The following is a 14460-nucleotide window of genomic DNA, read 5'->3' on the forward strand; positions in this document are numbered from 1 at the left end:
AAAAAACCGCTACCTTCGTTTATCAACCGATTAAATCGCATTGAAACGCGACTTAGACAGGCGATAAACGAAAATCAAAAATTGCCAAATATAATTTCTATAAAAAAAGAACTTTATCTGCATTGCTTAAGCATTGCAGAGGATAGAATTGTTTCGCTCCAACATATTTTAAAAGAAACTCAACAAGCTGCAAACAACGAAACCAAAAGCAGTGCTGGCGACAAACACGAAACAGGACGTGCTATGGCTCAATTAGAAACCGAAAAACTAACTACACAACTGAGTGAGGCTTTAAAAATAAAACAAAGTTTAACTCAAATTAATCCCGAATTGGTGGCTAAAAATGGTTCATTAGGCAGTGTAATTTACACTAACAAAGGGAACTTTTACATAGCTGCAAGTATTGGTAAAGTAGAAATAGCAAACGAGTTATTTTTTGCAATCTCTCCAGCGTCGCCTATTGGGAAATTATTGCTCACAAAAAAAGAGAAGGAAACCTTCTCTTTTAATGGTAATAAATATATAATTTCTAATATAATTTAATCTTCTAATTGAGCATCCATAGTATGGTAAACGTTTTGAACGTCGTCATCTTCCTCAATTTTTTCTAATAATTTATTTACATCTGCTTCCTGCTCTGGTGTTAGTTGCTTTGTAACTTGTGCTATACGCTCAAATCCAGATGATAAAATTTCTTTGTTATTTTCTTCTAAGTATTTTTGAATAGACCCAAAACTTTCGAATGGAGCATAAATAATAATACCATCATCATCCACAAAAACTTCTTCTGCTCCATAATCAATCAATTCTAATTCTAATTCTTCTGGGTCTGTACCATCATTTTCAATTCTAAAGTTACACGTGTGGTCAAACATAAAAACAACTGAACCAGAAGTACCTAATGCACCATCACACTTACTAAAATAGCTACGTAAATTAGCAACAGTTCTATTGTTATTATCAGAAGCAGTTTCTACTAAAATAGCAATTCCGTGAGGAGCATATCCTTCAAAAACGATTTCTTTGTAGTTACTCGTATCTTTATCTGTAGCTCTTTTTATTGCTCTCTCTACATTGTCTTTAGGCATGTTTGCTGCCTTAGCATTTTGCATTACAGCTCTTAATCTAGAGTTTGATTCAGGATCTGGACCACCCTCTTTAATTGCCATTACAATATCTTTACCTATTCTGGTAAAAGTTCTCGACATCTGCCCCCATCTTTTAAATTTTCGGGCTTTTCTAAATTCAAATGCTCTTCCCATTTTATTTATTCATTTTTAAAGAGTGACCCATTTTATCTCTCTTAGTCTCTAAATAATTTTTATTATGTTTATTCGATTCAATTTCTATAGATACATTTTCTGTAATCTCTAAACCGTAACCTATTAAACCTGTTCTCTTTTTAGGATTATTACTCATTAATTTAATTTTAGAAACGCCTAAGTCTCTTAAAATTTGAGCTCCTACACCATAATCTCTTTGGTCTGCCTGAAAGCCTAATTCTATATTTGCTTCAACCGTATCTCTCCCTTCTTCTTGCAATTTATAAGCTTTCAATTTATTTAACAATCCTATCCCTCTCCCCTCTTGATTCATGTAAACAATTACCCCCTTACCAGCTTCTTCAATCATTTCCATTGCTTTCTGTAATTGAGGCCCGCAATCGCATCTGCACGAACCAAATATATCACCAGTCATACAAGATGAGTGAACTCGCACTAAAATAGGTTCATCTTTTTCCCAAGTTCCTTTTACCAGAGCCAAATGATCCATTTCATTCGTGGTTTGCTTATAAGCTACCAAATCAAAATCACCAACTTCAGTAGGCATTTTTACTGAAACTTCTCTTTTAATAAGTGTTTCATGCTTTAAACGATAAGCAATTAAGTCTTTTATTGAAACTATTTTTAAATCAAACTTTTTAGCAATAGGAAGTAAATCAGGCAAACGAGCCATCGTTCCATCTTCGTTCATTATTTCAACAATAACTCCTGCTGGTTCAAAACCTGCCAAACGAGCTAAATCAATAGCCGCTTCAGTATGTCCTGCTCTTCTTAATACTCCACCTTTTTTTGCTTTAAGCGGAAAAATATGACCAGGCTTTCCTAGTTCTTCGTTTCTTGTTTCAGGGTTTATTAATGCCTGTATTGTTTTTGCTCTATCGCTAGCAGAAATACCTGTAGTACAACCATGTCCTATTAAATCAACAGATACTGTAAATGGTGTTTCATAAGCAGCATTATTAGAAGTAACCATTAAATCCAACCCTAACTCAACACATCTGTCTTCAACCAAAGGAGCACAAATTAAACCTCGACCGTGAGTAGCCATAAAATTTATCATTTCAGGCGTAACAGTTCTTGCTGCAGCTACAAAGTCACCTTCATTTTCTCTATCTTCATCATCTACAACAATAATAACTTTTCCAGCCTTAATGTCTTCGATTGCTTCCTCTATTTTATTTAACTTTGTATCCATCAACTATAATTTTAAGCAAAGTTAATGATAAGTTATAAGTGAGAATAGAAAAACACTATTAAGTTACAGGTAAAAATGGCAAAAATTTTAGCAATTGATTATGGACAAAAAAGAGTTGGTTTTGCAGCTACCGATGATTTACAAATTATTGCAAGTGGATTAACAACTGTTCATGTTAAAGATTGTATTGCTTTTATTGAAGAATACTTAACAAAAAATGATGTAGAATGTATTGTTATTGGTGAAGCAAAAGACTTACAAAACAATCCTTCTGAATCTGCTCGTTTTATAGAACCCTTTGTTAAACACTTAAGCAGGAAGTTTCCAACTATTAAACTAGAGCGAGTTGATGAAAGATTTACATCTAAAATGGCTTTTCAAACCATGATAGATAGTGGATTAAAAAAGAAGGCTAGACAAAACAAAGCCTTAATAGATGAAATTAGTGCCACCATAATTTTACAATCTTACCTGGAGCAGAAAAATAGCTTTTAAGCTAATTATTTTATGAATAGACACTTATTAAAATTTGGATTAAATCTTTGGCCTCCATTTATTGGTACTGGAATTTGGATTAAAGAAATTACATCTGATTACAGTTACATAAAAATTGAGATGAAGCTTAAACCATGGAACAAAAATATTGTAGGAAGTCATTTTGGTGGTTCGCTTTATGCCATGACAGACCCTTTTTATATGCTAATGCTCTTACACTTATTAGGAAAGGATTACATTGTATGGGATAAATCGGCCAAAATAAACTTTATTAAGCCCGGAAAAGAAACCGTTTTTGCTGAGTTTAGTTTATCAAAACAGCAAATTGAAGAAATTAAACACATTACTGATAATCAGTACAAATACGAACCAACTTTTAATGTTGCTATAAAAAATATAAAAGGTGAAGTAATTGCCGAAGTTGAGAAAGTGCTTTACATTAGGAAAAAGAATAAAGCTTAAATTTAGAGTTATGATTTATTTAAAAAATTACCTCACCTTTTTAGTAATTATTACTTTAACTCTATACTCTTGTAAAAAAGATGTTGAAATTATTGAAGAGAAAGATGAAGGATTAAAAACTGAAAATGTAATAATTATAATAATAGATGGCCCTCGTTACGCTGAAACTTGGGGAGATAATTCTCATGAAAATATTCCATATTTAGCAAAAACTATTAAACTTAAAGGAATTGTTAATACAAACTTTTTCAATAATGGATTTACCTATACCTTACCTGGTCATTTAGCATTATCAACTGGACGCTACTACCCTATTGACAATTTTGGAGGCGAACTTCCACCTTTCCCTTCAATTTATCAATACTATAAACAAACTTACCCAGATAAAAATTGTTGGATAATATCTAGTAAGGATAAAATTGAATTACTTTCAAACACTTCAGAATCTGATTACAACAACAAATATTTAGCAAATACTGATTGTGGTATAAATGGACTAGGAAGTGGTTATAGAGAAGATAGTATAACAACTTATAATACAATTAATATTTTAACAAATGAACACCCTAGTTTAGTTTTGATAAACCTAAAAGACCCCGACACATGGGGTCATGCAAATAACTGGGAAAAATATATAGAATCAATTAAAAAAAGTGATGAATATATAAATGAAATTGTTAGTTTAATTGATACAAATCCTTACTACAAAGATAAAACAACCTTATTTATTACGAATGATCATGGACGCCACGAGGATGCTTATGGAGGGTTTCAAAACCATGGAGATAATTGCGAAGGATGCAGACACATTATGTTTTTCGGATATGGCCCAGATTTTAAAAAGAATTCAACAATTGACACTCGATATGAGTTAGTAGATATCGCTAATACTACAGCGAAACTTTTAAACTTTAACTTACCTAATTCTAATGGAATTGTAATGGAAGAATTATTCGAAAAGAATAATTAAAGACTGGCGTTTAAAAGACCTTTTTCAGTTAGTAGGTTAAAGTATTTTGAGTTCGAAAAGTCTTTTAGAATTTTTAAATGTTCTATTCGATGACAATCAGTTCCAACAAAGTCAACAAGATTAGCATCGATTAATTTTTCACCCATTTTTTTAACCTCTGGTCCATAATGTCCTGTAAGAGACAACAAATTTAATTGCAGTAAAACACTTTTAGCGTTTACTTCTTCAAACTTTTCAAAGTTTTTATGCCAATAGTTATATCGTTCTGGGTGAGCTAATATTGGCTTATATCCACTTGTTTGGAACTTAAATACAACTTCCTGAAAATTTTGTGGTTCTTGCATAAATGGCAATTCAAACAATACATAATTATCTCCAAAAGTTAAAATTTGTTTAGTGTCAATTAATTTTTCTAAACCATCATCTAAATTGTATTCTGCGGCAGCAAACAATTCAATATCAATTGCTTGTTTTTTTAATTCCTCTCGTACATTTTCTAAACCTCCTAAAATAATCTCTGGCGTATTTTTATAATAATCACACATAATATGTGGTGTGGTTATTATTTTAGAGTAACCCATAGCTTTAAACTCTTTAATTAAACTAATAGTCGTTTCCATGTCTGGAGAACCATCATCTATTCCTGGAATTAAATGCGAATGCATATCTGCATTAAAAACAGAAAAGTCTATGGGTAAATAGACTTCTTTTTTTTTGAATATGTTTTTAAAAAAACTCATTAATCTTTATCAATATAATTTTCTTTAAACCAATCTATAGTTACTGCTAAACCATCATCTATACTAAATTCAGGGTTAAAACCTGTTAATTCTTTTGCTAACGATATATTAGCAAGCGAATCTTTTACATCTCCAGGTCTATCTTCTCTATATATTGGTTCAACAGTGTTTCCTACTGTATTTCTTATTTTAAAAAACAAATCATTAATCGTTGTTCTACCTCCAAAGGCAATGTTTAAAATTTTTCCTTTTACATCTTTATCAGTAAACAATGATTTTATATTTGCCTGAACTGCATTTTCAACAAAGGTAAAATCTCTACTTTGCTCGCCATCACCATTAATATAAGGTGATTTATTTTTTAGAACAGCCTCCATAAATAAAGGAATTGCCGCTGCATAAGGTCCATTAGGACTTTGGTTTGGGCCAAAAACATTAAAATATCTTAAACCAACTACATCCAAATCGTAAGTTCTTGCAAAAACCTCAGCATATAATTCTTTTGTTCTCTTACTTACGGCATAAGGAGACAAAGGGTTTCCTATTCTACTTTCAACCTTAGGTAACTCTTGACTATCACCATAAACTGAAGATGAACTTGCAAAAACTACTCGCTTAACATTTGCATCTTTTGCACAAGTTAATATTGTAAGTAAACCTGTTGTATTAGCATGATGAGTAGCTAAAGGATTTTCGATAGAACGTGGAACAGAACCTAAAGCAGCTTGGTGAGAAACATAATCAACCTCTGCCATAATTCTTGACACTAAATCAAAATCAGTTATATCTCCTTCAATAAATTGAAAATTAGGCTGACCAAAAAATTGAGCAATATTTTCCTTGTAACCATTAGATAAATTATCAAGTACTATTACATTTCCAGCATTATACTTCATTAAATATGTTACAATGTTAGAACCTATAAATCCTGCCCCTCCTGTAACTAAAAAAGTTAACTTTGAAATATCTTGTTGATGAAAATCTTTATCGTACATTATCTTTCTGCGTATTGTTTCTCGTAGTATTTTTGGTAATCTCCAGAGGTTACATTATTTAACCATTCTTCATTACCCAAATACCAATCAATTGTATTTTCTAACCCTTCTTCAAACTGTAAAGAAGGAACCCAACCTAAATCATTTTTAAGTTTAGTTGCGTCTATTGCATAACGCATATCGTGTCCTGCTCTATCTGTAACATAAGTAATTAGTTGCTCAGAAGTTCCTTCTGTTCGTCCTAACTTCTTATCCATTACTTTACAAACCACTTTTATTAAATCAATGTTAGTCCATTCATTATGTCCTCCTATATTATAAGTTTCACCAAGAGCAGATTTATGGAAAATTACATCAATTGCTCTAGCATGATCTTCTACCCATAACCAATCTCTAATATTTTCTCCTTTACCATAAACAGGAAGAGGCTTATTATTTTTTATATTATGAATAAAAAGTGGCACTAGTTTTTCAGGAAATTGATGCGAACCATAATTATTTGAACAATTAGAAATAACAACTGGCAAGCCATAAGTATGATAGTAAGCTCTTACTAAATGGTCTGAACTTGCTTTTGAAGATGAATATGGGCTTCTTGGATCATAAGGTGTTGTTTCTAAAAACATCCCTGTTTCGCCTAACGAACCATAAACCTCATCTGTAGAAACGTGGTAAAAAAGTTTGTCTTTATAATTGTCTTTCCAATTAAATTTTGCTGCATTTAACAAGTTTGCCGTACCCACAACATTCGTCATTATAAAATCCATCGGACTTTCAATTGAACGGTCAACGTGAGATTCTGCTGCTAAATGAATAACAGCATCAAACTGGTAATCAGCAAACAATTTATTTATAAAATCAGTATCAACAATGTCCCCTTTTACAAACTCATAATTAGAAGCATTCTCAACCTCTTTAAGGTTTTCAAGATTACCAGCATAAGTTAACTTATCTAAGTTAACAATCATGTAATCAGGATATTTGTTCACTAATAATTTAACCAAATGAGAACCGATAAATCCAGCTCCACCTGTAACACATATTTTCTTACTAAAACTCATACTATAAACTCCAATAGGTTAATTCTTTAATTTTTCCTTTATATATTCCTTTTAAATCTACCAAAACTGCTTTTGAAGTAGTAATAGATTTAAAATATTGTTCATCTAAATTTGTATAATCTTTATGATTTACAGCAACAACAACGGCATCATAATTATTAGCTATGTTGTTAGTTAATCCATAACCATATTCTTTCTTTAAATGCTGAGAATCAGCATGAGGGTCAATCACATCAACCGAAGCGCCAAAAGAGATAAACTCGTTCACAACATCAGCAACTTTAGAATTACGTATATCGCTAACATCCTCTTTAAATGTAGCTCCCATTATTAAGACTCTAGCTTCGGCAATATTTTTACCTGAAGCAATAATTTTTTTAACTGTTTGTTTTGCTACATAACCTCCCATACTATCATTAACGAAACGACCAGCATTAATAATTTGTGCATGATAACCTAATTCTTTTGCCTTAAACGTTAAGTAATAAGGATCTACACCAATACAATGTCCTCCAACTAAGCCAGGGAAAAATTTCAAGAAATTCCATTTTGTTCCTGCCGCTTCTAAAACATCATAAGTATTAATTCCCATTTTATTAAAAATAATAGAAAGCTCATTAACTAATGCTATATTTAAATCTCGCTGAGTGTTTTCTATAATTTTTGCAGCTTCCGCGACTCTAATTGTAGTTGCTCTGTGAACCCCAGCTTTTACTACTGTTTCATAAACTTTAGCAATTTCTTCTAATGATTCTTCACAACAACCAGAAACAACTTTTACCACATTTGTTAATGTGTGTTTTGTATCTCCTGGATTTATACGTTCTGGAGAATACCCAACTTTAAAATCATTTTTAAATTTTAAACCCGAAACTTCTTCTAAAACAGGAATACAATCTTCTTCAGTACAACCTGGATAAACAGTTGATTCAAAAACAACATAATCTCCTTTCTTTAATACTTTACCTACTGTTTTTGAGGCTCCAATTAAAGGTGTTAAATCAGGTAAATTGTGATTATCAATTGGTGTTGGTACAGCTACTACAAAAAATGTAACAGCTTTTAAGTCTTCCAAATCTGCTGTAAAATGAATGTTACAACCTTCAAAAGCTGAAGCATCTAATTCTTCACTTGGATCTTGATTATTACGCATCATTTCAACACGTTCTTGATTAATATCAAACCCAACAACTTGCATAGTTTTTGCAAATTCAAGCGCTATTGGCAATCCAACATAACCTAATCCTATTACACCTATTTTTGTTTCTTTATCTTTTAATTGATTATAAATACTCATCTTATTTCTTTAAAACAGAGCTATCTCTTAATTTATAAATTCTTTCTATAATTTCAACAACCTTCAAACCTTCTAATGCGTTTGTGGTTGCGGTTGTTCTTCCGTTTAATGTGTCAATAACATTTTCAATAACGTAATGATGATTTGCTGCAGATCCTTTATAAGGACCATAATCATTCGGAGGATTAGCCGCAGGTAATTTTGGCATTTCATAACCATCAATATTACATACTTCTACTTCATTCATGTATTGTCCACCAATTTTAACACTTCCATTTTTTCCAATAATAGTAATGCTACTTTCTAAATTTTGTGTTGCAACTGCGGTTGAGTAATTTAAACTACCCATTCCTCCATCTACAAAATCAAAAGAAACAAAACCAGAATCTTCAAAATCAGTAGACTCTTGATGTGTAAAATCTTTAAATTTCCCTTGAATATTAGTTATATCTCCAAACAACCAATACATAATATCAATAAAATGAGAAAACTGAGTAAATAATGTACCGCCATCTAGGTCTGTTGTTCCTTTCCATCCTCCACTTTTGTAGTATCGTGAATCTCTATTCCAATAGCAATTAAGTTGAACCATGAAAATTTCACCCAAAACTTTGGTTTCAATCAACTCTTTAATCCAAACTGATGGAGGAGAATAACGATTCTGCATTACTGCAAAAACCTGTTTGTTATTTCTTAACGCTTTAAAAATAACCTCCTCACATTTTGCTTTAGATAGTCCTATTGGCTTTTCCACAACCACATGACAACCTTTATCTAGTGCAAGAGTTGCTTGAGAAGAATGCAATCCATTAGGTGTGCAAATATTAACAACATCAATATTCAAACCGTCACTCAACAACTCTTCAATACTATTATAAAAAGGAACATTATATTTTTCGATTCCTAAAGTTTCTTTCGCTGCAACATCAGATAATGCGACCAATTCAGCTTCAGAATTACCAATAATCATTTCGGCATGTCGTTTTCCAATATGACCACAGCCTACAACTGCAAATTTTATTTTTTTTGGTTCAGCCATTATTTACTGATTTTAAATACTCTATTATTTTCTAATTTATATTTCTCTTTGCTTTCAAAACATTCTGCTTCTCCGTCTGAATTAAATTCTAAACGATGTCCATACTCACTAATCCATCCTATTTGCTTTGCAGGATTACCAACTAACAATGCATAAGGAAGTACTTCTTTAGTCACAACTGCTCCTGCTCCTATAAAAGCAAACTCTCCAATATTATTCCCGCAAACTATAGTTGCGTTTGCACCTATAGACACCCCTTTTCTAACAATAGTTTTAGCATATTCGTTTTTTCTATTAATTGCGCTTCTTGGATTTATTACATTAGTAAAAACCATTGAAGGGCCTAAAAAAACATCATCTTCGCAAATAACTCCGGTATAAATTGAAACATTGTTTTGAACTTTTACATTATTTCCCAAAATAACCTCAGGAGACACGACTACATTTTGACCTATGTTACAATTATTTCCAATCTTGCAATTGGGCATAATATGAGAGAAGTGCCATATTTTAGTACCATCTCCTATTTGACAGCCTTCATCAATAACTGCCGTTTCGTGGCTAAAATAACTCATTACTTAACGTATTCGTCAAAATTTTTATGTTCAACTTTATTTAATTGTTCTGGAGATAAACTTTTAAAATATTCATAAGTTATCTTTAACCCTTCTGCTCTATTTACTTTAGGTTCCCAACCTAAAATACTACGTGCTTTATCAATATTTGGTTGACGCTGCATTGGATCATTAACTGGTAAATCTTTGTAAATAATCTTTTGGTCAGTTCCAGTCAATTTAATAATCTCTTTGCAAAAATCTAAAATTGTAATTTCATCAGGGTTACCAATATTAACAGGTAAAGCATAATCGCTTAATAGCAAACGATAAATCCCTTCAATTAAATCGTCAACATAACAAAAAGATCTAGTTTGATTTCCTTCACCAAAAACAGTTAAATCTTCACCTCTTAGTGCTTGACCTATAAAAGCTGGTAGAACTCTACCATCGTTTAATCGCATTCTTGGACCATATGTATTAAAAATTCTTACTATTCGAGTTTCAACACCATGGTAAGTATGGTAAGCCATTGTTATTGCTTCTTGAAAACGTTTTGCTTCATCATAAACTCCTCTTGGCCCTATTGGATTTACGTTTCCATAATATTCTTCTGTCTGAGGATGAACTAAAGGATCTCCATAAACTTCAGAAGTAGAAGCGATCAACATTCTTGCATTTTTAGCTTTAGCTAAACCTAACAAATTATGCGTTCCTAATGATCCTACTTTTAATGTTTGTATTGGAATTTTCAAGTAATCTATTGGACTAGCTGGTGATGCAAAATGTAAGATATAATCTAAATCACCTTCTAAATCAATATGCTCTGATACATCATGATTGATAAACTCAAAATTTTCATCTCCTTTTAAATGCTCAATATTTTTTAAATCTCCTGTTATTAAGTTGTCCATTGCGATAACATAATAACCTTCTTTTAAAAATCTATCACATAAATGTGAGCCTAAAAATCCTGCAGCTCCTGTAATTAATACTCTTTTCATAAATTATCCTCTTACCAAAATTCGACCTATACTATTATAATAAAACCCAAGTTCTTTCATTTCTTGAGTATCATATAAATTACGCCCATCAAAAATTACTTTTTGATTCATCTTTTCTGCCATTAAGTCAAAATCAGGGTTCCTAAACACTTGCCATTCTGTAGCTATCACTAGGGCATCAGCATTAACAATAGCCGAATCTCTATCTTCAACAAATGTAACTTTATCACCATACTTTGATTTAACGTTTTCCATTGCTTCAGGGTCAAATGCTACAATAGTTGCTCCTTCTTCAAGTAATTCATTAATAATATATAAAGCAGGTGCTTCACGAATATCATCTGTATCTGGCTTAAAAGCCAATCCCCATAATGCTATAGTTTTTCCTTTTAAGTCACCTTTAAAAAAGTCCTTTATTTTAGGAACAATTATCGTTTTTTGCTTTTCGTTTACATCCATTACTGAATCTAAAATCTGAAAATCATACCCAAACTCTTTTCCTGATTTTGCTAAAGCTTGAACATCTTTAGGAAAACAACTTCCTCCATAACCAATCCCTGGAAACAAGAAACGTTTACCAATTCTTGAATCAGAACCGATACCGATTCTTACCATATCAACATCAGCACCAACTTTTTCACAAAAGTTAGCTATCTCATTCATAAAGGTAATTTTAGTTGCTAAAAATGAATTCGCTGCATACTTAGTTAATTCAGCTGATTTTTCATCCATAAAGATAATTGGATTACCTTGACGAACATAAGGTTTATACAAATCTCCCATTACTTTTTTTGCCTTCTCAGAACTTGTTCCAATGACAACTCTATCAGGTTTCAAAAAATCATCTACTGCATAACCTTCCCTTAAAAACTCAGGATTAGAAACTACATCGAATAAATCAGTAGAAAGATTTGCAGCTAATGCCGCAGTAACTTTATCTGCAGTTCCAACTGGAACGGTACTTTTATCTACAATTACTTTATAATCAGTTATAATTTTACCTAAGTCATCTGCAACACCTAAAATATAAGATAAATCTGCAGAACCATCTTCATCCGGAGGAGTTGGTAATGCCAAAAAGATAATCTTTGCATCTTTGATTGCATCATTAAGACTAGTTGTAAATTCTAATCTTCCTTGCTTAATATTTCGTTCAAATAAAACATCTAAATGCGGTTCGTAAATTGGCACCACACCATTTTTCATTTTATTTACTTTGTTTTCATCTATATCAACACAAACTACATGGTTTCCTGTTTCTGCGAAACATGTTCCGGTTACTAACCCTACATAGCCTGTTCCTACAACTGCAATTTTCATAAAATTATAATTATTTTTTATTTACAAATTCTTTAACTGAATCAGTTATATATTTTAATTGTTCTTCCGTTAATTCTGTATGCATTGGTAATGAAAAAACAGAACCACACAATGCATTAGTTACTTCAAAATCTTCGTGTTTCATACTCGGAGTTTTATAAGCATCTTGAGTGTGTAAAGGAACTGGATAATAAATCATACATGGCACCCCTTTTTCTCCTAAATATTTTTGAAGCTCAAAATGATCAATTCCACACCCTACAAGTGTATACTGATGAAAAGCGTGGCTAGATTTAGGATCTCTAAATGGTGTTTTTATATGTTCATTACCAGCAAAAGCGTCATCGTAATAAGCTGCCGCTTTATTTCTTGCTTGGTTATAACTATCTAATTCTCTTAGTTTGATTCTTAGAATTGCTGCTTGAATAGAGTCTAAACGAGAATTAACACCTAATCGAGGATAATAATAACGTTCTCCCATTCCATGATTTACGATAGAACGACACAGTTCTGCTAAATTATCGTCATTAGTAAATAAAGCTCCACCATCTCCATAGCATCCTAAATTTTTAGATGGAAAAAAAGATGTTGTCCCTATATTCCCAATTGTTCCAGCTTTTTTTGTTACTCCATTTTCAAAAGTATATTCAGCGCCAATTGCTTGAGCATTATCTTCAACTACATAAATATTATGCTTGTTGGCAACTTCCATTATAGCCTCCATATTAGCACATTGTCCGAATAAATGTACAGGAACAATTGCTTTAGTTTTTGGTGTTATTACTTTTTTAAGTTTTTCAATGTCAACACAAAAAGTATTAGGATCTACATCAATTAAAACGGGTGTTAATTGCAACAAACCTATAACCTCAACCGTTGCTGCAAATGTAAAATCTGAAGTTATAACCTCATCACCAGGTTCTAGACCTAATGCCATTAGAGCAATTTGTAAAGCATCAGTTCCATTTGCACAAGGTATAACATGTTTTACACCTAAATAAGCTTCCAATTCTTCTTGAAAAGCTTTTACTTCTGGACCATTTATAAACGCTGATGTTTCAACTACATTTATTATTGCTTTATCAACTTCACTTTTAATTTTTTGATATTGACCTTTTAGGTCAACCATTTGAATATCTTTCATATAATTGGTTATATACTTAGCAAAGGATGCTAAATTAACTAAAAAGATAGTTAAAAATGTTAATTTTTAAGCATAAATAACCCAAACTCAATAAGAGCAATTATTATTTCGTTATTTTGTGTTTTACGGTTTATTAAATGAAGCATTATTTTCTAATTTTAGGATTACTTTTTAGCATCGTTGCATTTGGACAGGTGAATACATTTTCTACACCTAAAGACTCTGCTTTTACAATTCCAATGATTACTGCTTCTTATGCTCACCAATGGTCAGCAGGAGATTTATCTAATCGCTTTGGACATAACAATAATGTTGGTGGAAGCTTTGCTATTAAAAATAAAAATCATTGGTACTATGGAATTAAAGGGAATTTTATTTGGGGAAATAAAGTAAATGAAAATACAATTTTAAGCGATTTACTTACAGAAGATAGTTATATCATTGATAATGAAGGTAGACTTACTTCAGTATTTTTAGAAGAAAGAGGTTCCTCATTCTTTTTAGTAGGTGGTAAATTGTTTAATGTTTTAACAAAAAACAATAATTCAGGTATCTTAGTTTATGGAGGTTTTGGAACACTTCACCATAAAATTAGAATTGCATTTAAAGATGAAGTGAATACCTTATCAGAAGAAAATAAAAAAGGATACGATCGCTTGTCATTTGGCTATGCAATAAATGGTTTTATAGGCTATATGCATTTAAGTAAAAATAGATTTCTAAACTTTTTTGGAGGATTTGACTACACACAAGGTTGGACTAAAAGTTTAAGAAAATACAATTATGACACACAACAAGCTGACACTAAAGTTTCAAACGATATTCTTTACGGCATTAGGCTAGGTTGGATTATTAGATTAAACAAAAGAACTCAACAAGAATATTATTATGATTAATAGCT

16 protein-coding genes are annotated in these 14460 nt (G+C 31.6%); 5 read left to right on the plus strand and 11 right to left on the minus strand.

Annotated elements, in window-relative coordinates:
- Positions 1-81: 81 nt before the first annotated feature.
- Complete coding sequence (locus FRY74_RS01230) at positions 82-543, plus strand: 3-oxoacyl-ACP synthase (RefSeq protein ID WP_147097825.1); 462 nt, start codon at positions 82-84, stop codon at positions 541-543.
- Here FRY74_RS01230 and FRY74_RS01235 read toward each other — a convergent pair.
- Both FRY74_RS01235 and FRY74_RS01240 read right to left on the minus strand, forming a co-directional pair.
- Entirely contained in the window at positions 540-1262 is a 723-nt protein-coding gene (locus FRY74_RS01235) for a YebC/PmpR family DNA-binding transcriptional regulator (RefSeq protein ID WP_147097827.1), read from the minus strand. The two genes, FRY74_RS01230 and FRY74_RS01235, sit on opposite strands and share 4 nt — an antisense overlap.
- A gap of 1 nt (position 1263) precedes the next feature.
- Positions 1264-2478 (minus strand): bifunctional 3,4-dihydroxy-2-butanone-4-phosphate synthase/GTP cyclohydrolase II, encoded by a 1215-nt coding sequence (locus FRY74_RS01240; RefSeq protein WP_147097828.1) that lies wholly within the window; start codon positions 2476-2478, stop codon positions 1264-1266.
- Between the two features lie 75 nt (positions 2479-2553).
- Between FRY74_RS01240 and ruvX the strand changes: the two genes are divergently transcribed.
- From ruvX to FRY74_RS01255, 3 genes are read left to right on the plus strand one after another with little or no spacing between them, the layout of a single operon-like run.
- The gene (gene ruvX, locus FRY74_RS01245; protein WP_147097830.1) at positions 2554-2973 is read left to right on the plus strand and encodes a Holliday junction resolvase RuvX; all 420 of its coding nucleotides are present in this window, start codon (positions 2554-2556) and stop codon (positions 2971-2973) included.
- Positions 2974-2985: 12 nt separating this feature from the next.
- Positions 2986-3435: a DUF4442 domain-containing protein gene (locus FRY74_RS01250; protein WP_147097832.1), complete on the plus strand. Its 450-nt coding sequence runs from the start codon at positions 2986-2988 to the stop codon at positions 3433-3435.
- A gap of 10 nt (positions 3436-3445) precedes the next feature.
- A complete protein-coding gene (locus tag FRY74_RS01255) occupies positions 3446-4405 on the plus strand; it encodes a sulfatase-like hydrolase/transferase (protein WP_147097834.1) in 960 nt (319 codons plus the stop codon).
- On the opposite strand, the gene FRY74_RS01260 is transcribed toward FRY74_RS01255, so the two are convergent.
- The 9 genes from FRY74_RS01260 to FRY74_RS01300 are packed head-to-tail and all read right to left on the minus strand — an operon-like array spanning position 4402 to position 13559.
- Positions 4402-5145, minus strand: coding sequence for a tyrosine-protein phosphatase (locus tag FRY74_RS01260; protein WP_147097836.1), 744 nt, complete (start codon positions 5143-5145; stop codon positions 4402-4404). The genes FRY74_RS01255 and FRY74_RS01260 overlap by 4 nt on opposite strands.
- Entirely contained in the window at positions 5145-6140 is a 996-nt protein-coding gene (locus tag FRY74_RS01265) for an SDR family oxidoreductase (RefSeq protein ID WP_147097838.1), read from the minus strand. Before FRY74_RS01265 ends, FRY74_RS01260 begins: the two co-directional genes overlap by 1 nt.
- Complete coding sequence (gene rfbB / locus FRY74_RS01270; protein ID WP_147097840.1) at positions 6140-7201, minus strand: dTDP-glucose 4,6-dehydratase; 1062 nt, start codon at positions 7199-7201, stop codon at positions 6140-6142. Before rfbB ends, FRY74_RS01265 begins: the two co-directional genes overlap by 1 nt.
- A 1-nt stretch (position 7202) precedes the next feature.
- Complete coding sequence (locus FRY74_RS01275; protein WP_223265794.1) at positions 7203-8498, minus strand: nucleotide sugar dehydrogenase; 1296 nt, start codon at positions 8496-8498, stop codon at positions 7203-7205.
- 1 nt (position 8499) lies between these two features.
- Entirely contained in the window at positions 8500-9537 is a 1038-nt protein-coding gene (locus tag FRY74_RS01280; protein WP_147097842.1) for a Gfo/Idh/MocA family protein, read from the minus strand.
- Positions 9537-10112, minus strand: coding sequence for an acyltransferase (locus tag FRY74_RS01285; protein ID WP_147097844.1), 576 nt, complete (start codon positions 10110-10112; stop codon positions 9537-9539). Before FRY74_RS01285 ends, FRY74_RS01280 begins: the two co-directional genes overlap by 1 nt.
- The gene (locus FRY74_RS01290) at positions 10112-11095 is read right to left on the minus strand and encodes a UDP-glucuronic acid decarboxylase family protein (protein WP_147097846.1); all 984 of its coding nucleotides are present in this window, start codon (positions 11093-11095) and stop codon (positions 10112-10114) included. Before FRY74_RS01290 ends, FRY74_RS01285 begins: the two co-directional genes overlap by 1 nt.
- 3 nt (positions 11096-11098) lie before the next feature.
- The gene (locus FRY74_RS01295) at positions 11099-12415 is read right to left on the minus strand and encodes a UDP-glucose dehydrogenase family protein (RefSeq protein ID WP_147097848.1); all 1317 of its coding nucleotides are present in this window, start codon (positions 12413-12415) and stop codon (positions 11099-11101) included.
- A gap of 10 nt (positions 12416-12425) precedes the next feature.
- Complete coding sequence (locus tag FRY74_RS01300) at positions 12426-13559, minus strand: DegT/DnrJ/EryC1/StrS family aminotransferase (RefSeq protein WP_147097850.1); 1134 nt, start codon at positions 13557-13559, stop codon at positions 12426-12428.
- A 137-nt stretch (positions 13560-13696) separates the two neighbouring features.
- On the opposite strand from FRY74_RS01300, the gene FRY74_RS01305 reads away from it, so the two are divergent.
- Positions 13697-14455 (plus strand): hypothetical protein, encoded by a 759-nt coding sequence (locus tag FRY74_RS01305; protein WP_147097852.1) that lies wholly within the window; start codon positions 13697-13699, stop codon positions 14453-14455.
- Positions 14456-14460 lie beyond the last annotated feature (5 nt).

The sequence above is a fragment of the Vicingus serpentipes genome, from assembly GCF_007993035.1.
Lineage (GTDB): Bacteria > Bacteroidota > Bacteroidia > Flavobacteriales_E > Vicingaceae > Vicingus > Vicingus serpentipes.

Bases quoted from the DNA above. Each gene is read 5' to 3' on its own strand.
- FRY74_RS01290 (WP_147097846.1), bottom strand. From the start codon at position 11,095: ATGAAAAGAGTATTAATTACAGGAGCTGCAGGATTTTTAGGCTCACAT.
- FRY74_RS01255 (WP_147097834.1), top strand. From the start codon at position 3,446: ATGATTTATTTAAAAAATTACCTCACCTTTTTAGTAATTATTACTTTA.
- FRY74_RS01295 (WP_147097848.1), bottom strand. From the start codon at position 12,415: ATGAAAATTGCAGTTGTAGGAACAGGCTATGTAGGGTTAGTAACCGGA.
- rfbB (WP_147097840.1), bottom strand. From the start codon at position 7,201: ATGAGTTTTAGTAAGAAAATATGTGTTACAGGTGGAGCTGGATTTATC.
- FRY74_RS01250 (WP_147097832.1), top strand. From the start codon at position 2,986: ATGAATAGACACTTATTAAAATTTGGATTAAATCTTTGGCCTCCATTT.
- FRY74_RS01260 (WP_147097836.1), bottom strand. From the start codon at position 5,145: ATGAGTTTTTTTAAAAACATATTCAAAAAAAAAGAAGTCTATTTACCC.
- FRY74_RS01285 (WP_147097844.1), bottom strand. From the start codon at position 10,112: ATGAGTTATTTTAGCCACGAAACGGCAGTTATTGATGAAGGCTGTCAA.
- FRY74_RS01235 (WP_147097827.1), bottom strand. From the start codon at position 1,262: ATGGGAAGAGCATTTGAATTTAGAAAAGCCCGAAAATTTAAAAGATGG.
- FRY74_RS01300 (WP_147097850.1), bottom strand. From the start codon at position 13,559: ATGAAAGATATTCAAATGGTTGACCTAAAAGGTCAATATCAAAAAATT.
- FRY74_RS01240 (WP_147097828.1), bottom strand. From the start codon at position 2,478: ATGGATACAAAGTTAAATAAAATAGAGGAAGCAATCGAAGACATTAAG.
- ruvX (WP_147097830.1), top strand. From the start codon at position 2,554: ATGGCAAAAATTTTAGCAATTGATTATGGACAAAAAAGAGTTGGTTTT.
- FRY74_RS01265 (WP_147097838.1), bottom strand. From the start codon at position 6,140: ATGTACGATAAAGATTTTCATCAACAAGATATTTCAAAGTTAACTTTT.
- FRY74_RS01305 (WP_147097852.1), top strand. From the start codon at position 13,697: ATGAAGCATTATTTTCTAATTTTAGGATTACTTTTTAGCATCGTTGCA.
- FRY74_RS01280 (WP_147097842.1), bottom strand. From the start codon at position 9,537: ATGGCTGAACCAAAAAAAATAAAATTTGCAGTTGTAGGCTGTGGTCAT.
- FRY74_RS01275 (WP_223265794.1), bottom strand. From the start codon at position 8,498: ATGAGTATTTATAATCAATTAAAAGATAAAGAAACAAAAATAGGTGTA.